This is a genomic window from Alteromonas sp. D210916BOD_24 (assembly GCF_047159385.1).
Lineage (GTDB): Bacteria > Pseudomonadota > Gammaproteobacteria > Enterobacterales > Alteromonadaceae > Alteromonas.
Map to the genome: position 1 here is coordinate 2,887,645 of NZ_AP038333.1, position 23,550 is coordinate 2,911,194.

Here is a 23,550-nt window from a genome sequence, read left to right on the forward strand (position 1 = left end):
CGAGCTTACAAAACAAGCAAAAAAAAGCCGGTTTACAAAAACCGGCCTTTAGCATTAAGCGTGTATTGAAAGCTTGTTTAGAATTCTGTTGAGAATCTCACCCCAAATTCACTCGCATCGTTGCTTAGAATTTGAAGGATATAATCACCTGTATTTAGACGGGCATTGTCATAACGTTCGTCAAAAATGTTACGTCCGTATAGTGCTACGGTATACGCGTCATTTGCTGGGGTGTAAGCAATATCAAAATTAACCAATTCGCGGCTATCAAGTTTAGTCATACGCTCAGGCGCTGAGGTAGGCTCGCCGTACATGTCTGAACGATAAGAGTAATCCGCACGCACGCGAATTGAATCACCACCGTCTAACTCAAAGGTGTACTGTGGGCCAATCGCCAATGTTAAGTCAGGGGTTAACGGCGCTACTGGGTTGAAACCGGCTTGTTCTTCAACGTCAACATCCATATAACCCACACTGGTCATCATACTGAAGTTGCCGTAGTTAAGTGTGGTATCAAGTTCAATACCGCGTGAGGTTTGCTCAACAACCAAATTGGCGGTGTCAAAACCACCTTCACTTACTCGGCTAACCTGATAAGGTAAATCTTCAAACTCGGTGTTAAATACTGCAACGCTCATATCAAGGTATTCGTTGATTCGACCCTTAACACCCACTTCATAGTTGATAGCAGTGATATTGTCTGAAGCAGTAAAGCAGTTGTTCGCGCGAACTGCTGCTTGTGCACCGTCAATGTCACCAAAGCCACCTGCACCAAAAAACTCGCCAATTAGGCAGTATGGACGAGCAGGATACTGTCCTGACTGATACCCAGATTGAATAGTGGCATACCCTGTCATGCCGTTTTCAAAGGTATAATTGGTAGCGAGTTCCCACGTTACTTCATCCCACTCATTGGCATCATAAATTGTGCCCAATGCAGAAAATACGTTAGCCGAGGCGTCTTTTTCATCTTTGGTGTAGCGAAGACCACCAGATACACTAAGCTCGTCTGTTAGTTCACGACGAACATTAACATACGCGGCTTTCGATGTGGTTTCCTGGTCTAGTGCTAATAGGTTTGCTCCGCCGTCAAAGCTAGAGTCGTCACCCTGGCGGTTGCTACCTTCTTCGTTGAAGTAATAAAGCCCTGCAACAAAGTCAGTGCGTTCGTTGATGTAGCCGTTCAATTGAAGCTCAATTGAGGTTTGATCCGCTTCACCGCGCTCAGGGAACTGATCAAGCGAGTAAATTGTACCGTCGTCATCAAGACCCGCTTTGTACTTTGACGTACGCTGGCTGGCAACTACTTTCGCTGTGTAATCTTCGTTGATATCCCACTCAGTGGTAAGTGAAAGACCACGCGCTTCATTCGATACGCCAGTTACCGCTTCTGTACCTGTCGCATTGTCGTATCTATCATAGCCTGCTGGAATAACGTCAGTATTGCGCAATTCTACACCTAGGCCATTACCGCCACCAAAATAACGCGCAGAACCCACTTCATCGATTAGTACGGTATAAGGGCGAAGACCGCCGTCACCGTTGTTTGCATCTGCAGTAAGTACCATTCTAAAATCATTCGATGGCTCCCATTTTACTGACACGCGACCAGACATATCTTCTGTCTCGCCCACATCATATTCAGCGTTAGGCACATTAATGAACTCACCAAGGCCATCGCGCTTGTTGAATGACAGATTCATGTTAAACGCAACAGTGTCAGACAAGCCGTGATTAACAAAGAGGTCAGCTTTAACGCGACCACGTGTACCAAACTCGGTATTAATCTTCGTCACGTCACCTTGATCTGGCTCTTTGGTGATAATGTTGATTGCACCGCCGATAGAGTTACGACCGTATAACGTACCCTGTGGACCGCGAAGTACTTCAATACGTTCAATATTGTTCAAACTCCAGTTCTGGCCAACCTGACGACCTAGGTAGACGCCATCAACGTATACGCTTACGCCAGGATCGGTAGTGATAAGGTGATCCTGAAGACCAATACCGCGGATAAACGGGTTAACAGAAGACGTATGGCCAGCGGAAAAACCGGTCACATTTAGATTAGGAACAAACTTGCCCACGTCAGTGAGATCAGTAATGCCCTGCTCAGCCAGTTTGTCGCCGTCAAAAGCGCTCAATGCAATAGGCACTTCATAGATAACTTGAGGGCGTTTTGTCGCGGTTACCGTTATCGCTTCGAATTTTTGTTCTTCAGATGCTTCAACTTCTTGAGCAATGGCAGTAGTAGACATTGCTGGTACGGTCATCGCTACAGCCAATGCGACAGGCGAAAGCTTACTGGCGAGTGTCTTAGACACGTCAGTAGTGGTGTTCATGGTATAACCCCTTTGCGTGAGTGTTAGGTGTCAAAAAACTGATTTATTATGGGTTGCTTCAAGCTCTTCTTTGGAACCTTGAAAGCCCAAACTCACTGAGTAGAGGGGAACATCGTAGAAATGCAAATACTGGATGGCGGGCAATAAAAAAGTAAGTTGTAATAAAACATTACACACTTACTTTCAGAGATACTCCCTTTTATGGTGGAAGTGCCCATTCCAGTCCTCAAAATCTCATGATACTGCGCTTGGGCTTGAAGACTGGAAAGATATGATACCGACAGTTGTCTTAATTGGAAAGTGAATATTAAATTTTTACTAAATTGAGTATTTAAAAATAGACTAGTTGGTTAACCCTACCCTCTCATCAAACACACAACTAAAACAAAATATTTAATATAATATTCAACAATTTACGCAAACCCTCATCAAAAGGATATGTGTGTAAAGTTTTTCTAACAACACCTGACCAATTGGACGAATTTCACACAAAACTTAAATATTTTAAAATTGCCTATTACGTCAATTTGACTGGTGGTGGCTTGAACGCGTCTCACCAGAAAACGGTGAAGTTTGAGGGTTCCAATCCTATTTTTTTTACTAAATGCCTCACTTTGTCGACAATTAACCCCAAAAGATTTGAATTAAACCTCAAAAAAGCCTACATTGTCGACATTAGCAATTAATTTAGATTTTCACGTGCTCATTACAAGCGAACAAGCGATTACCAGTGCAGACAAAACTTTCTTTAAATTAAGAAAAGATATTGTGGAGGGCGTCATTCCAGCGGGCAGCAAGCTCAGTGAAACGGAACTGTCGACAAAGTATGAAGTCAGCCGCGCAGTTATTCGCGAGGCGATAAACCGTTTAGCAACGTGTCATCTTGTTGAACGCAAAGCCAACGTAGGTGCGAGGGTTGTTGCGCTCTCACCTGAGGGACTAATTCAACTTTATCAAGTCCGTGAAGCACTGGAAGGTATGGCTGCACGCTTAGCCGCACGGTATATGACAGATGAAGACATTGCCGATATGCAGGCATTACTGGACAGTCACTTCGATAAAGTGAAAGACAGCCACAGCTATTATCAAGAAGCCGGCGATGTAGACTTTCACTATAGAATTGTAACTGGCAGCAAGAACGATCATTTAATTAGCGTACTGATTGACGGTTTGTACCATTTGGTACGTATGTACCGCGTTCAGTTAGGTATGGCAGGCCCACGGGTAAGTACTGCATTTGATGAGCACAGACACATAGTTAACGCCATTGCCAATCGTGACGAAGAACTGGCAGAAATGCTAATGAGACGCCATATTCTTTATTCAAAAAATAATATCGAGAAGAAGCTTAATCATGGTTAACACTGCGACGACTTCTTCACCCCCAATTCACCTCTACCCTACTTTCAATTAAGCGAGTGATTATCATGAGTGCAGGAAAGAAATTCAGAATCGCGTTAGAGAACAACAAACCTCTACAAATTGTCGGCACTATTAATGCCTATACTGCCATGATGGCAAAAGCCATTGGCCACCAAGCTATTTACCTGTCAGGTGGCGGCGTAGCGAATGCCTCTTACGGGCTACCAGATTTAGGTATGACCTCACTTAATGACGTCATTGCTGACGTACAACGCATTACCAGCGCCTGTGACCTGCCGCTTATGGTAGACATTGATACTGGCTGGGGCGGCGCATTTAACATTGCCAAAACTATTCGCGATATGGAAAAAGCAGGGGCTGCGGCGGTTCATATGGAAGACCAAGTGGCGCAAAAACGCTGTGGTCACCGTCCCAACAAAGAAATTGTGAGCACAGAAGAAATGGTCGATCGCATTAAAGCAGCAGTAGATGCCAGAACTGATCCTGACTTCTTCATTATGGCGCGTACCGACGCCTTTGCACAAGAAGGCCTAGAAAAAGCCATTGAGCGTGCTAAAGCCTACGTTGCAGCAGGTGCCGACGGTATTTTTGCCGAAGCCGTACAAACCGAAGCCCACTATCGTGCATTCGCTGAAGCCCTAGATGTACCTATTCTCGCTAACATCACAGAATTTGGCAAAACCGAACTATGGAACAAAGAAGAGCTTGGTGAATGGGGCGCCGACATGGTGCTCTACCCACTAAGTGCGTTCCGTGCGATGAATAAAGCGGCAGAAATGGTGTACAAATCTATACTTGAAAATGGCGATCAAAAAGCCGTTGTCGACAGTATGCAAACACGCATGGAACTGTACGATTACCTTGGCTACCACGAATACGAGCAAAAACTAGATGCTCTATTCGCCGAAGGTAAGAACTAACACGAATACGAAACAGCAGGAAGCGAGTGAGGTGCGAGGCACCATTGAAGCTGGAACGGTACACAGGGCGTTACCACGCCGTGAACCCATCCATGGGGGCTCCGTTTCGGCATCCATGCCTCAAAGGGGTAACGCCCTGTGCACCGCCCCCACTCTCTCGGTGCCTCGCACCCACTCGCCTGCTGAGTTCAATGTAATTTTTATTTCTAAATTTTTAAAAAAGTACCTTACAAATTTTATAAGACCGGAGACAACAAGATGGCTAAACAGTTAAGTGGCGCGGGTTTACGCGGCCAAGTTGCAGGCAAAACAGCATTATCAACCGTGGGTAAATCAGGTTCTGGTTTAACGTATCGTGGTTACGACGTAAAAGACTTAGCGCAAAACTGTCAATTTGAAGAAGTGGCGTACCTCATTCTTAAGGGTAAGCTGCCAAACCAGTCTGAGCTTGATGCTTATAAAACAAAACTTCGCAGTATGCGTGGTCTTCCTAAAGCACTAAAAGAAGTGCTTGAGCGCATTCCTAAAAACGCCCACCCGATGGACGTACTTCGCACGGGTTGCTCTATGCTTGGCAATCTTGAAATGGAAACCAGCTTTGACCAACAACAAGATGTCACCGACCGTATGTTGGCATGCTTCCCAAGTATTATCTGCTACTGGTATCGCTTCTCGCACGACGGTGTACGTGTAGATGTTGAAACCGATGACGATTCAATTGGTGGTCACTTCCTTCACATGCTTCACGGCGAAAAGCCACGTGAACTTCACGAGCAAGTCATGCATGTATCACTCATTCTTTATGCAGAGCATGAATTTAACGCGTCTACCTTTACTGCACGCGTTTGTGCTTCAACCTTATCTGATATGCATTCTTGTGTAACCGGTGCTATCGGTTCACTGCGCGGCCCGCTTCACGGTGGCGCAAACGAGGCGGCCATGGAAATGATTGAAGGCTTCACCTCTGCTGACGACGCCGAAGAGAAAATGATGGGCATGCTAGCGCGTAAAGAGAAAATTATGGGCTTTGGTCACGCAATCTACTCTGAGTCTGACCCACGTAACGAAATCATCAAGCAATGGTCAGAAAAACTGGCGGCTGATGTGGGTGATAAAGTGCTTTACCCTGTGTCTGTTCGCTGTGAAGAAGTGATGTGGCGCGAGAAAAAGCTTTTCTGTAATGCTGATTTCTTCCATGCCTCTGCATATAACTTTATGGGTATTCCTACCCCCCTATTCACACCAATCTTTGTCATGTCTCGCCTAACAGGTTGGGCGGCACACGTAATGGAACAGCGCGCTGACAACCGTATTATTCGCCCATCGGCGGAGTATACTGGTGAAGAGCTTCGTCCAGTGCCTGCTATTAGTGAACGCGCATAAGGCTAAGGTTGAGGTTTTATGAATATTGATTACCGTAAACCGCTTCCGAATGCAGGTATCGATTTTTTCGATACCCGTGAAGCGGTAGATGCTATTGAGCCGGGGGCCTACGCCAAGCTGCCTTACACCTCACGTGTATTGGCTGAAAATTTGGTACGCAAATGCGCCCCTGACATGCTTACAGACTCGCTTAAACAGCTTATTTATCGCAAACGCGACTTGGACTTTCCGTGGTTTCCTGCGCGCGTGGTGTGTCACGATATCTTGGGTCAAACGGCTCTTGTTGACTTAGCGGGTCTTCGCGATGCTATTGCAGCAAAAGGTGGCGATCCGGCAAAAGTTAACCCAGTTGTGCCCACTCAACTTATTGTGGATCACTCATTAGCCGTTGAACACGCTGGGTTTGAAAAAGATGCCTTTGAAAAAAACCGCGCTATTGAAGACAGACGTAACGACGACCGTTTCCACTTCATAAACTGGACGAAAACAGCATTTAAGAACGTGGATGTTATCCCCCCGGGTAACGGCATTATGCACCAAATTAATCTGGAGCGTATGTCACCGGTTATTCAAGCGCGGGACGGCGTCGCCTTCCCTGATACCCTGGTCGGTACCGACAGCCACACGCCGCACGTTGATGCACTTGGCGTTATTGCTGTGGGCGTGGGTGGCCTTGAAGCCGAAAGCGTTATGCTGGGCCGCGCCTCTTACATGCGTTTACCAGACATCGTAGGTGTGGAGCTTACCGGTAAACCTCAGCCAGGTATTACCGCTACCGACATTGTGTTAGCGCTTACTGAGTTTTTGCGAAAAGAACGCGTGGTTTCTGCATATTTGGAATTCTATGGCGAAGGTACATCGCACTTGACGCTGGGCGACCGCGCGACTATTTCGAATATGACACCGGAATACGGTGCAACTGCGGCGATGTTCTACATTGACCAGCAAACCATTGACTACTTGCGTTTAACAGGCCGCGAAGAAAAACAGATTGCCTTAGTCGAGCAATACGCTAAACATACTGGACTGTGGGCTGATGATCTTAAAACAGCCGAGTACGAGCGCGTGCTTACGTTCGATCTTTCCTCTGTTGGTCGCAACATGGCAGGCCCTTCAAACCCACATGCTCGCCTGCCCACCAGCGACCTTAAAAGCCGTGGCATTGCTGCTAAGTGGACACAAGAAGAAGGTAAAATGCCTGATGGCGCGGTGATCATTGCTGCTATCACCAGCTGTACCAACACATCGAACCCGCGCAACGTAATTGCGGCAGGCCTGCTTGCCAGAAACGCCAATGCGCGTGGATTAACCCGTAAGCCCTGGGTAAAAAGTTCATTAGCGCCTGGCTCTAAAGCGGTTAAGTTGTATCTTGAAGAAGCCAACTTAATGAGCGAGTTGGAAGAGTTAGGTTTTGGTGTAGTTGCCTTCGCCTGTACTACCTGTAACGGCATGAGTGGCGCACTAGACCCTAAAATCCAGCAAGAGATCATCGATCGCGATCTTTATTCTACAGCGGTACTGTCTGGTAACCGTAACTTCGACGGCCGCATTCACCCTTATGCTAAACAAGCCTTTTTGGCATCACCACCACTGGTGGTGGCTTATGCTATTGCTGGTACCATTCGTTTTGATATTGAAAAAGACGTGCTAGGCATCGACAAAGACGGCAATCCAGTGACGCTTAAAGATATCTGGCCAAGTGACGAAGAGATTGATGCGATTGTGGCCAAATCGGTTAAACCTGAGCATTTCAGAAAAGTGTACGAGCCAATGTTCGATTTAAGTGTGAACTACGGTAAAGACATCAACCCGCTTTACGACTGGCGTGAAATGAGCACGTACATTCGCCGCCCGCCCTATTGGGAAGGCGCAATGGATGCAGAGCGCACTATGAAGGGCATGCGCCCACTGGCCATTTTGGGTGACAACATCACCACCGATCACCTGTCACCGTCTAACGCTATTTTGGCAAGCAGTGCAGCAGGTGAATACCTGGCGAAAATGGGCTTACCGGAAGAAGACTTTAACTCGTATGCCACACACCGTGGAGACCACTTAACCGCACAGCGCGCCACACTTGCGAACCCGAAAGTGTTCAATGAAATGGTGCTAGAAAACGGTGAAGTGAAGCAAGGTTCACTGGCTCGCGTTGAGCCAGAAGGCAAGGTTATGCGCATGTGGGAAGCCATTGAAACCTACATGAACCGCCGACAGCCGCTAATTATCGTTGCTGGCGCTGACTACGGTCAGGGTTCGTCCCGTGACTGGGCAGCGAAAGGTGTACGCCTTGCAGGTGTTGAAGTTATTGTGGCTGAAGGCTTTGAGCGCATTCACCGCACTAACTTAATTGGTATGGGCGTATTACCGCTAGAGTTTAAACCAGGCACAACGCGAAAGACGCTTGAGCTAGACGGCACGGAAACTTACGATGTAAGCGGCGAACCATCACCACTAGCAACCCTTACGCTAATAGTAAACCGTAAAAACGGCGAGCAACTAGAAGTGCCCGTAACCTGTCGCTTAGATACCGCTGAAGAAGTATCTATTTACAGCGCAGGCGGTGTACTACAGCGCTTCGCCAAGGACTTCTTAGAAGCGGAAGCTAGCTGATTCAGCTGGGAAGAACTGAGCCGGTTGCAGGACACGCCGTGAATACATCCATGTAGGCTCCCAATTCGCATCCATGCGAATTGAGGGTCCCGCACCCAACTCAGTACTTCCTAAATCAGCTAACTTCTGTTAACAGGGTTTACTATTTTTTGGGAAGGAGGTTGGTTACGATTTGAAACCCTCCAGCCGCATGGATGCGGCTGGGGAGCGCACACGGACGTGTTCACCGCGTATTTCAAATCGTAGCCAACCTAACTTCTCTCCCGAAGAAATGGTTTTTTGAATCAAGAGAGTGTTGAGGCATTGTTGAAACCTTCGGGGCGCATGGACACTTTCCTCTCAAAGAAATGTTTATAACTTTTGGGTGGAAGCTGTTTGTGATTTGAAACCTTCCAGCCGCATGGATGCGGCTGGGGAGCGTACATGGATGTATTCACCGCGAGTTTCAAATCACAAACAGCTTCCAACCTTTAAAAACAGAAAAGGAAAAAACATGACAAAGTATGCGCCACAACTTCGAGTACCGGCTACCTACATGCGTGGCGGTACCAGTAAGGGTGTGTTTTTTAACTTAACAGATTTGCCAGAAGCGGCGCAAAAACCGGGACCGGCGCGCGATGCGCTGCTACTGCGTGTTATTGGCAGCCCCGACCCTTACGGTAAACAAACCGATGGCATGGGCGGCGCGACATCCAGCACAAGTAAAACCGTTATACTGAGTAAAAGTGAGCGTGAAGGTTACGATGTCGACTACTTATTTGGTCAGGTCGCCATCGACAAGCCATTCGTAGATTGGAGCGGTAACTGCGGAAACTTAACCGCGGCGGTGGGTGCTTTCGCTATTAGCAACGGTCTTATAGATAAAAGCAAAATTCCACAAAATGGCATCGCCACTGTCAATATTTGGCAGGCCAATATCAACAAAGCCATTATTGCGAAAGTACCTATTTCAGATGGCGAAGTACAAGAGACCGGTGACTTCGAACTAGACGGCGTGACTTTCCCTGCAGCTGAAGTTGAAGTAGCTTTTGTCGATCCTGCTGATGGCGAAGGTGCCATTTTTCCTACTGGGCGCTTAATCGATACATTGGAAGTACCAGGGGTCGGCTCTCTACAGGCCACCATGATTAATGCGGGTATTCCAACCATATTTATTAACGCTGAAGATATAGGCTACACAGGTACAGAATTACAAGACGACGTTAATAGCGATAACGATGCCCTTACTAAGTTTGAAACAATCCGCGCATATGGCGCGTTACAAATGGGGCTGATCAACGACATTGGAGAAGCCGCGAACCGCCAACACACACCAAAAGTCGCGTTTGTCGCTCCTCCTCAAAGTTACAAAGCGTCTAGCGGTAAAGACGTACTGGGCTCTGATATCGATGTACTCGTAAGAGCGCTGTCAATGGGTAAACTACATCATGCCATGATGGGCACCGCTGCAGTGGCTATTGCCGCAGCGGCAGCAATTCCTGGTACGTTGGTGAATTTAGCCGCGGGTGGAGACAACAGAGAATCTGTTACTTTTGGCCACCCTTCTGGCACCTTAAGAGTCGGTGCAAAAGCGACGTTTGAAGAGAATAAATGGCAGATAAATCAGGCCGTCATGAGTCGTAGTGCACGTGTACTCATGGAGGGGTATGTTCGCATCCCTGTTGAGCAAATATAAACGGGTTACCCCGTTAGAAACTCTGCCTTTCTGAAAGCGTTTTTTATCTGAAACAACGTTAAGTTTAACATCAAGAATGGGTAGTCATCCTGTACTACTCATTCTTTATAAACGTAAAGCAAAGCTAAAAAAGCGCTAGCTACACTCTACATCCACGAACGCCGGGTAGACTCCACCTCAAACAGCACTGCATTTGCCAAACGATAGACATAGTCTTCTGGTAAGAACGGAATTGTCACTGCACCTGAGGCAAGTACAACCTTTAAGCTGGCCAGCTTCCTTCGCTTCATAAAAACACTTTGTTTGATAATGATCTGCTGCACTTTGTAGGGTTCAAAGCATAAATAGTCAACGCCAATACGTCCCCGCCTGACGTATACGTATTTCTGGTCAAACGCAATCCCCCATCGCCACCAGCGAAGGGTAAGTAATATACCAATGCCAGTAAAAGCACTGAGCGCCAATAAAGCAATGTCGGTGTGGTTGGTAACTAAACCTATAGTTAATGCAATTGTAAAAGGCAACGTCCACGCCACTAACATCCAATGCATTATAAAACGCTTGCTAATGGTCTGATAACGCTGCTGATGTAAATTGCAGCCTGGCATTACCTCCTGACTGAGCGCGAGCGCCTCATCTTCTGTCACTGAAGGTACAATAAGCTTGTTAGGCGACATTAACTCTTGAACCTGCTGACTTGTAGTGGTGTTTTGCTCAAAATATAAATTCACCCGTTTGAGTAATTTATCCAGCCAGTCTTGCTTGGCGGTAATCATTTGAATACGGGAAGCACGCATACTGACTTCTAACTTATTGAGTAAGCCGCTGCGACGTATATATCTGTCATCTGCACGTGACAAGGTATACCCGTAGAACGTGAACAATGCCCCTCCTACACTCAACAGTGCCATAACGGCCATAATCATCATCAAGACCACGAAGGCGTATAGGCTGAACTGCCACCATGCAATTGCCTGTTCGTCTACTAACTGATTTAACTGCAATCCTTTGGCGGCTAACCACTCTGTGACATAACCAAATACATCGTCATAAAAAGGGGCCGCAGCACCAAGTACAATCCATACCCGATTGTTAGTAATGCCATGTATGACGATATCGCCAACTGAACGTCGATTTAATATTTCTTCTTGTGGCTCATGGGTAGTAACGTTTTGCAACCGTGTAGCGCTATCGCTGCTCGTTGTGCCATTTTCGCTTTCGTTATCCAGAATGTCCTGTGTGTCTTGATGCGCTTTTTCATACAATACCCGCTTGCGCAGTGCGTGAGCATAAGCAAGAGGTACCGCAACTATTTTTGCTTCTTCTTTACCACTTCCTGCAGTATCTAACACCACCAACGCATAACCAAAAGGGCGATAGTAAAATGGCAATTCTATTTTGACATTCTGAATACGCCACAATGGCAAATTCGTATAACGTCGCTGAAATACACCGTTATGGATTTCAACATGTTGATTGTGCACCCGGAACCGGTACATCAAGAAGCTGATCACTCCACTCATTGAGGTCAGTAGTAGCACCGCAACTATACCTAAATACGCTTCAGGTGAATTGATGTTGTCTACTATGTTGAACGTGATCGCAAGTGCAGGGATGACGTAGATAAGCCCTTGTGCGGCATGGGCAATATTGCGAATAGTAAAGTAGACAATGGCAATCAATGACAACCTTTGCCAATCATCTCCCGTTTCCACTTTAACGGGAACCGTGTCCTGCTTAACCTGATGAGTTTGATCCATCATTAACGCGCACTCACGTCTTTGTGATCGAGAATAAATTGTCGTAGATGTTCGGCGCTTTCAAGAGGTAAACCGGGAATTTCAAACGTATGCATTTCCCCTCCCGCTGAGAAAACCTGCAACTTTGCAAGGCCAACCCACCTATCCAGTGGCCCTCGTTTTACCTCCACGTGTTGCACGCGCAAAATTGGCTGACACGATAAACTACGGAAAATGAGACCGGCTTGTTTGCAAATATCCTGCTCGCGCACCGCGTATTTTATTTTGGTGTCTGCAAAAAAGTGATAGGAAAACCACATCGCTCCCAGAAGAAATAACACACCAATCACAAACGGGTAGGCATACGCCAAATCTTCTGGTAACGCGAAAAAAGGATTAAAACGCAACGCCGATATGCCGCCAATAATAATCAAGGTAAGCAGAGTGACAAAACTCAGATTCATTGTGCGGTATTTGGCAGAAACGGGCTCGAGCTCTAGCTGTTCAAGCGCCGGTAAATCCGATTGCATAACTTGCTGATTCGAAAAGTAACCATCCTTAGATTGAGCGTGTTGTTCGCTTACCATGAGCGTGTCCCTATTGTCTTCTTTTTTCTGCCATCAAAACAAAAAGGGCCGTAGCCCTTTTTAAATACAGTCTGTGTTTGGTTGAGTGAGCTCAACACAGATTGATTTTAGGGCCTACCGACCTTTGCTTTACAAGTTGCGGTCTAAATATAAGCCTTTTATTCGCGAAACGGTTTTATAGGCCTAATCGTCTACTTGCTGTTCGTTGAGCCAATCATGCAGGGCTTTCATATCGTGTTGTACCGCCATTTGCAGCTCTTCTACCCAGTCGTGCACGTTTTCCCACCAGGTCGGATGGTCGCCCTGCTGGATCTGGTTGGCAATTCGCTGCACTCTGGCTAATCCAACTGAACCTGCGGCGCCTTTTATTTTATGTGCCTGAGAGCACACCTCTGACTTTTCATCAGCACTTAAACTCAGTTGCAGTATTTCCATATACTCAGGCATTTTTTCCTGAAACACTTTGACACTGGCTCGCACCATTTCATCACCTATGGTATCCACCAACATCTGCAATAAGTCCATATCTAAAATGTTACTTAATGTTTTGCTCGGCTCAGGACGCTCGACTTCACCGTCCACTTCAAGCGGTGCAGGAGGCGCGTGAAAGAGATCATTAAAAACCTCAATAACCCGCGATTTCTTAATTGGCTTGGCGATGACGTCATCCATGCCATTCTCAAGATATTCATCGCGCTTTTTAATGACATTGGCGGTTAATGCTACAATAGGTGTTTGCATCACCAGATCTTCTTCTATGAGGGTACTGGCCACATCAAACCCAGTCATATCCGGCAATTGAATATCCAACAAGATAAGGTCGTATTGATTCGCTCGAGCTTTATCAATGGCTTCCTGCCCTGTCATCGCCACATCGACTTTCTGTCCTAATTTTTCTAGCAGTGCTTTTGCCACCATGACATTAAGTTCAATATCTTCAACGAGCAATATGTTCAGCCCGGTCACCTCAAGTTGAGCGACTTTCATTGGGGCGCTAGAGATTTGCACCGGCAACACGATTTCAAAGCGGGTTCCCTTGCCTACCTGACTGGAGACGTGAATTTCCCCTTTCATCAAATCCACCATTTGTTTACAAATGGCGAGACCAATCCCCGTCCCCGTTGCCGATTGATGGTCGGGGTGATCAACTTGATAGTACATGGCAAAAATTTTGTCGATTTCACTTTCAGGAATTCCCACACCGGTATCTTCAATAATGAAAGTGACATATGCTTTGTCGCCATCGGGCTTAGTGGAGGAAACGGTTAAACTCACTTGGCCTTTTTGTGTGAATTTGACTGCGTTAAATAGAATATTCCACAGGATCTGACGAAGACGTGTACCATCTACCTCTACAAGGCGTGGCAGCGGCTCATTAATAGTTGTCTTTAATTCAAGCTGTTTGTCTGCCGCCAAAAGGCGAATAATGCTACTAAGCTCCTCGGTGAAATCTCGAAGCGAAACCGTTTTAAGGCTTAACTCTAGCTTGTCGCGATCCAGCTTATCTAGGTCAATAATGTCATTAAATATATTCCCCAACGTGATGGCACTGGCATAAATCGTACTGACCCAGTTGAACTGTTCATCAGTGAGCTCGGTATCCCGTAGCATGCGGCTAAGTCCCACAATGCCATTTAACGGTGTGCGCAATTCATGACTTATGGTTGCAATAAAGCGGGTTTTATCGGTGCTGGCTTTTGCCGCCGCATTTTCAGCCTGCTTGCGTTCAGTCATATCACGTCCAAATGACAACAGACCTAAACGGTTACCTTCTTTGTCAAAGAAAGGTACCCGCTTCATTTCAAAGTAGCGACGTCGACCGTCAGCAAAGCGCAACCACAACTCTTCGGTAATACTGGCGTTGGTTTCTAATACTTCGTGATCACTGGCAACAATCTGTCGCGCGAGCTCTTCTTCGTATACATCTTTAGGGGTCAGGCCAAGCAGCTCTTGTTCTGTTTTACCTGTCATCAACTCCGCTATGCGATTACAGCCAGCGAAACGCCCTTCTTCATTGCGGTAATAGATAAGGTCGGGAGAAGCATCAATAATTGAACGCAAAAGAGTAGATAGTCTTCTTGCCTGTGCCTCTTGTTCAGATTTGTCCTGAATTTCTTTTTCTAAATCTTTAAACAGCGCTTCGCGCTCTTCCTGAGCCTGCTTGCGCTGCTCAATCTCGTGATTGAGCTGGCGAATGTTGCTTTGCAACTCTCTATTGAGGAAGACATCTTCTTCACGCAAGCTTTCCAGTTGACTCACGACCTCTTTGAGATTGGTACGGGAGTTTTCCAGCTGTTTAATCAACTCACTGAAGAAATACAAGACCCATGGTGCAGATAACATCGTAAGGACCACAGCACTGATAAAGTCATCGGGCTGAACCTGACTGCCCATACTCACGCGAATGACGTAAGAGCCTCCCAATGTAAATACCAGTGACAGTACAACAAAAAGTATACTGAGCTTCAACGTACCAAAACGTTGAACAAACTGAGCAAAGCGAATTGCCCATGAATCGTTCGGTGAATCAGAATGCATGTATGTCTAATTTAAAATAATTTTGACCTTATCCTAACAGGCTTTACCATTTTCGAAAAATGTATTGCTGCGTTAACCGCCCTGACACTTTTTATAACATCTCAAATACTAAATCTTCTGTTGTAACAGGCAAAAGCGTGTAGATACAAATTAACCATCTCGACACTAAAGTAACAGGCAACCCACACCGTCTGAATAATTATTTATAAAACGTCCTTCTGTTCAGTACATTCACAAATAGAAAGGGGCAAGACGACATTCTCGACAATATCTATGCATGTGTGACGGAAAAATTGCTTTACAACTAAATAAAAATACAAAGCAAAGCCCCATTGACAACATAAATTAGCTGTTTTTGTGAATATTTATTCCACCAAAACTTTCAAACGAGAAGTATTATCATTTAGAACTCGTCCACTGTTGCGTTTCTTTAGATTATAACAATTTTGTTACAAACTCTTTTTCACTAAGATAACTTATTGAATATATTTAAATAGTTTAAATTTATACTAATTCTCTATGCCAATGGCATTTTTTGCGTTTGATTTTATATTTTAATGTGGGTATTTTGTACGGCCCGCATCGCAATAATGCATAAAAATGCGGAATCGACTGGAATCCTCTAATAATAAATAAACGACAAGAAAAGGCGCATGCTGCAAGCAATTCCGCTTGCCGGCTAAAAAGACGTCTAATAATGTTGTGATACGCAAACCTAGGCGCATCTACACGCAACGCATACCTTGCCCAGTCAAAAGGTTGAAGGAGTTTAGAGATGAGTTTATATAATCCCAATGATTCCCGGGACAACTGTGGGTTTGGCTTAATTGCTCACACTCATGGGGAAGCCAGTCACGAATTGGTAACCACTGCAATTCACGGTCTAGACCGTATGCAGCATCGAGGCGGTATTGCCGCCGACGGGAAAACCGGTGACGGCTGTGGTTTATTGCTACAGAAACCGGATGCGTTCTTTCATGCAATCGCCGAAGAAAATGGCTGGAAACTCAGCAAAAAATACGGCGTGGGCATGATTTTCTTAAGTCAGGACCCAGAACTTGCGCAAAAGGCGCGTAATGTACTTAATGAAGAACTAGAAAAAGAAACACTTTCAGTAGTGGGTTGGCGAGAAGTGCCTGTGGACCACTCAGTACTGGGAGAATTGGCCCTTACCGGTGTGCCGCAAATCGAACAAGTGTTCGTTAATGCGCCTGCTGGTTGGCGTAAGCGCGACCTTGAGCGTCGTCTGTACATGATACGTCGCCGGGCTGAGAAACGTCTTGAAAAAGATCCCGATTTTTATGTGGCTTGTTTGTCAGGCTTGGTAACCATTTATAAAGGCTTGGTAATGCCAAAAGACTTACCAGCCTTCTATCACGATCTTGCAGATGAGCGTTTGCAAAGTGCCATTTGTGTATTCCACCAACGTTTCTCTACCAATACCTTGCCCCGCTGGCCTCTGGCTCAGCCTTTCCGCTTTTTGGCCCACAATGGTGAAATTAACACCATTAAAGGCAACCGGGACTGGGCTATGGCGCGCGCGGCTAAATTTGCAACACCGCTTATTCCCGATTTAAAAGATGCCGCTCCTTTCGTTAACACCGAAGGGTCTGATTCATCGTCACTGGACAATATGCTGGAACTGTTCTTAGCAGGTGGAATGGACTTATTCCGTGCTATGCGCTTGCTAGTGCCACCGGCCTATCAAAATAACAAAACCATGGACGACGAGCTTCGTGCATTCTACGAGTTTAACTCAATGCACATGGAACCATGGGACGGCCCTGCTGGTATCGTATTGACAAACGGCCGTCATGTAGCCTGTAACCTTGATAGAAACGGTCTGCGTCCAGCGCGCTATGTCATTACTAAAAATGGCTTTATTACCCTCGCCTCTGAGGTAGGGATCTGGGATTACGAACAAACAGACGTAGTTGAAAAGGGTCGCGTTGGACCGGGTGAAATGCTGGCGGTGGATACGTACACCGGCAAGATCTGGCGTTCAACAGAAATTGATGAAGAGCTTAAAGCCCGTCATCCCTACAAAGAGTGGCTTGGTAAACACATTCGCCGCTTAACGCCTATTGAAAAACTAGATGCATCTCACATTGGTAAACGCGCATTTGATGATGATGTCATGGCTATTTATCACAAGCTGAATGCCTATAGTTATGAAGAAATTCAGCAAGTCATAAAAGTACTCGCGAAAGACGGCCAAGAAGCGGTAGGCTCAATGGGCGATGACACACCTATGGCGGTAATGTCTTCCCGTCAACGCACGGTATATGATTATTTCCGTCAGCAGTTTGCGCAGGTGACTAACCCGCCTATCGACCCATTACGCGAAAACCATGTAATGTCGTTGGCAACCTGTATTGGTCGCGAGCAAAACGTATTCAGCGAAACATCGGGTTATGCGGATCGTGTATTGTTTGACTCACCCATACTGATGTATACCGACCTTAAGCAATTGCGGGAATTCAACCCTGATAATTACTATTCGGAAGTGGTAGATCTTCAATATACGGCGCAAGAAGGGCTTAAAAAAGCCATTGAGCGTGTGTGTAACGATGTTGAAATGCTAGTGAAAAACAAACGGGCTGCGTTTGTTATTTTGTCTGACCGTAACATAAAGCAAAACCGCTTGGTTATTCCAGCCGCTATGGCGGTAGGAGCGGTTCAACGACGCTTGGTGGATAAATCGCTGCGTTGCGACGCAAACATTGTGGTTGAAACAGCCAGTGCCCGTGACCCACATCACTTTGCTGTACTAATCGGTTTAGGTGCCACCGCAATCTATCCTTTCCTTGCTTACGAAACTATTGAACAACTGTGTGAAAAAGGGGAACTGGATATTTCTCCTATGCAAGCCACGTTGAACTACCGCAAAGGTATCAATAAAGGCTTGTATAAAATCATGTCAAAAATGGGTATCAGCACTGTAGCCAGTTATCGAAGCTCAAAGCTGTTTGAAGCGGTAGGCATTAACAATGAAGTCATGCAGCTGTGCTTCAAAGGTGTAACGTCGCGTATTCAAGGTGCTGGCTTTGACGATTTTCAACAGGATCTTATTAATTTAAACCGGATTGCCTGGCTTAAGCGCAAATCTGTTGATCACGGTGGTTTATTGAAATACGTGCACGGCGGCGAATATCACGCCTACAACCCAGACGTGGTTAGCACCCTTCAAAAAGCGGTGGTTTCGGGTAATTATGACGATTACCAAGTGTATGCAAAGCTCGTTAACGAGCGCTCGCCTGCACACATTCGCGATCTACTGGCTATTAACCCTAATTGCGAAGCGATTGATATCAGTGAAGTCGAATCACCAGAAAGCCTCTTTCCGCGTTTTGACACCGCTGCTATGTCAATCGGGGCACTGAGCCCAGAAGCCCACGAGGCACTGGCCATTGCCATGAACCGATTGGGTGGACAATCGAACTCAGGTGAAGGTGGTGAACACCCTTCTCGATTTGGTACTGAAAAGAACTCCAAAATTAAGCAAGTCGCCTCGGGCCGATTTGGCGTGACGCCGCATTATTTGGTTAATGCCAATGTTATCCAAATTAAAGTCGCCCAAGGTGCTAAACCCGGTGAAGGGGGTCAGCTACCCGGTGATAAGGTCAATAAATACATCGCTCAGCTTCGTTTTTCTGTGCCAGGTGTAACCCTTATTTCACCACCACCGCATCACGATATTTACTCGATTGAAGATTTGGCGCAGCTAATTTTCGATTTGAAACAGGTTAATCCCACAGCACTGATATCAGTAAAACTGGTTTCAGAGCCAGGAGTAGGCACGATTGCAACCGGCGTAGCGAAAGCGTACGCGGACTTAATCACCATTTCAGGGTATGACGGTGGCACTGGTGCAAGCCCATTAACTTCAGTTAAGTACGCAGGAAGTCCCTTTGAACTAGGACTATCTGAAACCCAACAGGCACTGATTGAAAATGGCCTGCGTCACAAAGTACGCGTGCAAACTGACGGTGGTTTGAAAACAGGCTTAGACGTTGTAAAAGCGGGTATTTTAGGGGCTGAGAGCTTTGGTTTCGGCACCGGCCCTATGGTTGCCTTGGGCTGTAAATACTTGCGTATTTGCCACCTGAACAACTGTGCAACCGGTGTTGCAACACAAGATCAAAAACTCCGTGACGATCACTTTATCGGCTTACCAGAAATGGTAATGAATTACTTTAAGTTCATTGCTCAGGAAGTGCGCGAAATTATGGCGTCTATGGGTATAGCTAAGTTTGACGATCTCGTTGGCCGTACTGAGTTATTAAAAGTATTGGATGGCATTACCGCGAAACAAAATCGTTTAGACCTATCGCCCCTTCTGGCCCAACCTAAGGCGGGAGACCATACGCGATTATTCTGTTCGCAAACCACTAACGCACCTGTCGATAAGGGTGAGTTAAATGCAAAGATGCTAGACGATGGTCAGCAAGCGGTGCTTGATACTAAGTCAATTACGCTTAAATACCCTATTCGCAATACAGATCGTTCTGTCGGTGCTTTGCTTTCAGGTGAAATCGCCAAACACCACGGTAACCACGACTTTGAAGATACACCAATTAAAGTGGAACTCACGGGAACCGCGGGGCAAAGCTTCGGGGTATGGAACGCGGGCGGTCTTCATATGCACCTGGAAGGTGACGCTAACGACTACGTTGGTAAAGGGATGACGGGCGGTAAGCTGGTTATATATCCTCCTCGTAACGTTACCTACAATGCCCACGACAGCGCCATTATGGGCAACACCTGCCTGTACGGCGCTACTGGCGGCAAACTCTTTGCAGCTGGCCGTGCTGGTGAGCGCTTTGGTGTGCGTAACTCTGGCGCGATTGCGGTGGTTGAAGGTATTGGCGATAACGGCTGTGAGTACATGACAGGCGGTATTGTAGCGGTTCTTGGCCCGGTTGGTGTTAACTTCGGAGCAGGTATGACAGGTGGTTTTGCTTATCTTATGGATGACAATAACGACCTTGATAACCGCGTGAATGCTGAACTTGTTGATGTGATGCCAATTGAAGATAAAGCCATTCTTGCTGAACACTTACGCGGCTTAATTAATCAGCACTATGAAGAAACGGGTAGCGAACATTCACTGTCACTATTGACTGACTTCGCCGCTACGCTGAAACGCTTCAAGCTTATTAAGCCCAAAACCAGTGATGTGAAAAACTTGCTTGGCCACATCAGTCGTTCAAGTGCTGAATTACGTATTCAGGCTCAGTAGGAGGATTTAGTTTATGGCAAAGAACGTATATCAATTTGTCGATGTTGAACGTATCGATCCGCCGAAAAAGCCGATCATGGTGCGTAAACAAGAGTTCGCGGAAATTTATCAGCCGTTAAGTCAATCGCAAACCGAAGGCCAGGCAGATCGCTGTCTGGACTGCGGTAACCCTTATTGTGAATGGAAGTGCCCTGTGCACAACTACATTCCTCAATGGTTAAGCTTGGCCAATGAAGGGCGTATTTTAGAAGCTGCAGAACTTTCTCATAAAACCAACAGCTTGCCGGAAGTATGTGGTCGCGTATGTCCACAAGACAGGCTGTGCGAAGGCGCATGTACACTGAATGACGATTTTGGCGCAGTTACCATTGGCAGCATTGAAAAGTACATTACCGATACAGCATTCAAAATGGGTTGGCGCCCAGATATGTCTGACGTGGTATGGACCGACAAAAAAGTCGCCATTGTAGGTGCAGGCCCTGCGGGCTTAGCCTGTGCAGACATTCTGGTACGCAATGGGGTTAAGCCTGTCGTATACGACAAATACGAAGAAATTGGCGGCCTTCTGACCTTTGGTATTCCGTCCTTCAAGTTAGAAAAAGACGTGATTAAGCTTCGTCGTGAAATCTTCACTGAAATGGGTGTGGAGTTTGTGCTTAAAACAGAGATTGGCAAAGACATTCCCTTTCAAGACTTGCTAGATAAATACGATGCGGTGTTCCTAGGCATGGGTACCTATAAATCAATGCAAGGTGGATTTGACAATGAGCACGTAGAAGGCGTGCACGATGCCCTGCCGTTTCTTATCGCTAACACCAATCGGGTGATGGGACTTGAGAAAGATCCTGCCGACTTTATCGATATGAAAGACAAACGGGTAGTAGTACTGGGTGGGGGTGATACCACTATGGACTGTGTGCGTACCTCAATTCGTCAGGGTGCCGCACAAGTTACCTGTGCTTACCGACGTGATGAAGAAAGCATGCCTGGTTCTCGCCGCGAAGTGATTAACGCTAAAGAGGAAGGGGTTGAGTTTAAATTTAACCTGCAACCTTTAGACATTGCCGTTGACGAAAACGGTAAGGCCCGTGGGGTAAAACTGGTTAAAACTGAAATGGGGCCACCGGATGCAAACGGTCGACGTCGCCCAGTGGAAGTTGAAGGATCTGAACATGTGTTAGAAGCAGATGCGGTGATCATCGCGTTTGGTTTCCAACCCAGTCCTGCCCCCTGGTTTGCCGAATTTGGTATTATGCTTGACGAGAAAGGCCGAGTCAGAGCGCCTGCAGCGGGTAAATTCGCGTATCAAACATCTCACCCTCAGGTATTTGCCGGCGGTGATATGGTGCGTGGAAGTGACCTCGTGGTTACCGCAATTGACGAAGGTCGTAAAGCGGCTGAAGGAATTATGGACTACATCGGCGTATAGTATTTCAGCTGACAATGTCGCGTAAGCTTAATGTCTGTGTATTTTGAGTGAAGTCATTTACATAGAACGTATTCTACCAAAGGCCTGATTTAACAATCAGGCCTTTTCTTTTCGGTCATTGTTGAAAGTTTCTCATTTTGTTACGAGTAGCACCTTGGCACTTCTGCTTCCTTCTTTAAGGTGTATACCATCACTACCATTCCCATACCTGAAAAACTGAATCTGGCGTTGAAGTTAGCCTGACTCCAATCTACTATCCCAAGTAGATTAAAACTCTGTTGGTCAGAAGTCTGGCAATCGAACTGCTGTGGGATAGCACATGAAAATAAAGACAACCGCGTCAGCTAAATGCCTTGTAAACCGTCATACTTTGCTTGGTGTGTGTATTGTCTGCATGTTGTTATGCGCCCCTGTTCAAGCCGACAACAATGCACAACGCCACATGAAAGAAAGTTCGGATGTCGACAGGTCGACGACGCCATCACTTAGCAGTAAAGTGGTTGAATGCCCGACTAATTTTCAGGGAGTGAAGCTGGTAGAGAAAGCGAAGCAATGCCAGTGGTTTAATCAACGCTTACCGTCAGCACTGGTGTACTACACCGATTATTCCCCTTCACATGTGCTGTCGTTTTATGAAAAAAATCTGGCTAATGCTGTCGTTCATTCACCAGTAAATCAACGTATTTTGGTCACAGCTCACCAGGGGGCGGTTAAAGTTGTGATTTCACCAGATAAATCCGGCTCACAAGTCGATATACTGGTTTTAGACGAGCAATAAATAACCCCCGATTTCCATTTTTTACTCTCTGCTCCCCTCACTTTGTACGCTGTCTCAGCTCATTGATCTTTATCGCCATATCTTGGCATCAGCTTTGCGAATTGGCATCGGCTTTGCAAAAACCATCCTAACAGCTGAATGTTTTAACCAAGTGTCATTTTTATGACGCTCAGAACTACTGACTATTTGTGAGGATAACGATGGAATTGGCAATTATTTTGATGATGTTACTTATTGTTGTCGCACTGGGTGCCATAAAATTGTCGGATGGTGGTGTTGCATTTCCTTTTCGCAGAAAAACGCAATTATTTACCCCAGTTGAGCATTCCTTTTTAAATTTAATCGAACAAGCGATGGGTAAAGAATTTCGAATTATCTGTCGCGTGCGATTGAACGACTTAGTTGCCGTGCGTCACTCTGCAAATAAAAAAACCGCCAGTCAGGCGTTAAGTCGTGCCTCTACTCGTCAGTTAGACTTCGTGCTGGTGGACAAAACAGATATGAGCCCTGTGTTGGCTATCGACCTCGTGCACAATCAAGGCAAAGAAGGCTATAAAACCCAAAAAGATTGGTTTGTAAGTGGTGCATTGGATGCAGCGGGCCTGCCTCACGCGCGTATTAAAGTAAAGTCTGGCTATAGCGTTGACGAGATACGAGAGTGCCTAGAGAACAAGTTACTCCCATACCGACGCTTACAGCAAAAAATGGCACAGTTACCTACACATAATCCAGAGCCCACAAAGCGACCCACTCGCCCTCTTCGTTCAAGCAGACCGGCCGCCGCTTAATCTCTACTTCCCCTAGCCTTTGTTGCTTTGCTATTTTCTTACTCTCAAATAGCGGTAACAAAGGCATTTTTCTGTCAGTTTTCCCCTAATCCTTATACAATTGCGTTATAGAGTGACGTTATTACGTCATCGCACT

Annotated in this window: 13 protein-coding genes; 9 read left to right on the plus strand and 4 right to left on the minus strand. The window is 46.2% G+C overall.

Features of this window, described 5'->3' with window-relative positions; all coding sequences use genetic code 11:
• Window positions 1–77: 77 nt before the first annotated feature.
• Window positions 78–2,342, minus strand: a complete 2,265-nt coding sequence (locus ACMCM8_RS12635; RefSeq protein ID WP_412722973.1) for a TonB-dependent receptor — start codon at window positions 2,340–2,342, stop codon at window positions 78–80.
• A 699-nt stretch (window positions 2,343–3,041) separates the two neighbouring features.
• Here ACMCM8_RS12635 and ACMCM8_RS12640 point away from each other — a divergent pair.
• The 5 genes from ACMCM8_RS12640 to prpF all read left to right on the plus strand — a co-directional run bounded on the left by ACMCM8_RS12640 (window position 3,042) and on the right by prpF (window position 10,313).
• Window positions 3,042–3,704 (plus strand): GntR family transcriptional regulator, encoded by a 663-nt coding sequence (locus ACMCM8_RS12640; protein WP_412727716.1) that lies wholly within the window; start codon window positions 3,042–3,044, stop codon window positions 3,702–3,704.
• A gap of 65 nt (window positions 3,705–3,769) precedes the next feature.
• Window positions 3,770–4,645: a methylisocitrate lyase gene (gene prpB, locus ACMCM8_RS12645; protein WP_412722974.1), complete on the plus strand. Its 876-nt coding sequence runs from the start codon at window positions 3,770–3,772 to the stop codon at window positions 4,643–4,645.
• A gap of 258 nt (window positions 4,646–4,903) precedes the next feature.
• Window positions 4,904–6,028 carry a bifunctional 2-methylcitrate synthase/citrate synthase gene (gene prpC, locus ACMCM8_RS12650; RefSeq protein WP_412722975.1) on the plus strand — a complete coding sequence of 375 codons (1,125 nt, stop codon included), beginning with the start codon at window positions 4,904–4,906 and terminating at the stop codon, window positions 6,026–6,028.
• 18 nt (window positions 6,029–6,046) lie between these two features.
• A complete protein-coding gene (gene acnD, locus ACMCM8_RS12655; RefSeq protein WP_412722976.1) occupies window positions 6,047–8,638 on the plus strand; it encodes a Fe/S-dependent 2-methylisocitrate dehydratase AcnD in 2,592 nt (863 codons plus the stop codon).
• 493 nt (window positions 8,639–9,131) lie between these two features.
• On the plus strand, window positions 9,132–10,313 hold the full coding sequence (prpF, locus tag ACMCM8_RS12660) for a 2-methylaconitate cis-trans isomerase PrpF (protein ID WP_412722977.1): 1,182 nt from the start codon (window positions 9,132–9,134) through the stop codon (window positions 10,311–10,313).
• 146 nt (window positions 10,314–10,459) lie between these two features.
• Here the strand turns inward: prpF and ACMCM8_RS12665 are convergent, their stop codons facing one another.
• The 3 genes from ACMCM8_RS12665 to arcB all read right to left on the minus strand — a co-directional run bounded on the left by ACMCM8_RS12665 (window position 10,460) and on the right by arcB (window position 15,177).
• Window positions 10,460–12,073, minus strand: coding sequence for a PH domain-containing protein (locus ACMCM8_RS12665; RefSeq protein WP_412727718.1), 1,614 nt, complete (start codon window positions 12,071–12,073; stop codon window positions 10,460–10,462).
• Between the two features lie 2 nt (window positions 12,074–12,075).
• Window positions 12,076–12,639 (minus strand): PH domain-containing protein, encoded by a 564-nt coding sequence (locus ACMCM8_RS12670; RefSeq protein ID WP_412722978.1) that lies wholly within the window; start codon window positions 12,637–12,639, stop codon window positions 12,076–12,078.
• A gap of 183 nt (window positions 12,640–12,822) precedes the next feature.
• Entirely contained in the window at window positions 12,823–15,177 is a 2,355-nt protein-coding gene (gene arcB, locus ACMCM8_RS12675) for an aerobic respiration two-component sensor histidine kinase ArcB (RefSeq protein ID WP_412722979.1), read from the minus strand.
• A 775-nt stretch (window positions 15,178–15,952) separates the two neighbouring features.
• Between arcB and gltB the strand changes: the two genes are divergently transcribed.
• The 4 genes from gltB to ACMCM8_RS12695 all read left to right on the plus strand — a co-directional run bounded on the left by gltB (window position 15,953) and on the right by ACMCM8_RS12695 (window position 23,414).
• Entirely contained in the window at window positions 15,953–20,419 is a 4,467-nt protein-coding gene (gene gltB / locus ACMCM8_RS12680; protein WP_412722980.1) for a glutamate synthase large subunit, read from the plus strand.
• Between the two features lie 13 nt (window positions 20,420–20,432).
• Window positions 20,433–21,848, plus strand: a complete 1,416-nt coding sequence (locus tag ACMCM8_RS12685; RefSeq protein WP_412722981.1) for an FAD-dependent oxidoreductase — start codon at window positions 20,433–20,435, stop codon at window positions 21,846–21,848.
• A 319-nt stretch (window positions 21,849–22,167) separates the two neighbouring features.
• Entirely contained in the window at window positions 22,168–22,626 is a 459-nt protein-coding gene (locus tag ACMCM8_RS12690; protein WP_412722982.1) for a hypothetical protein, read from the plus strand.
• 200 nt (window positions 22,627–22,826) lie between these two features.
• A complete protein-coding gene (locus ACMCM8_RS12695) occupies window positions 22,827–23,414 on the plus strand; it encodes a DUF2726 domain-containing protein (protein WP_412722983.1) in 588 nt (195 codons plus the stop codon).
• Window positions 23,415–23,550 lie beyond the last annotated feature (136 nt).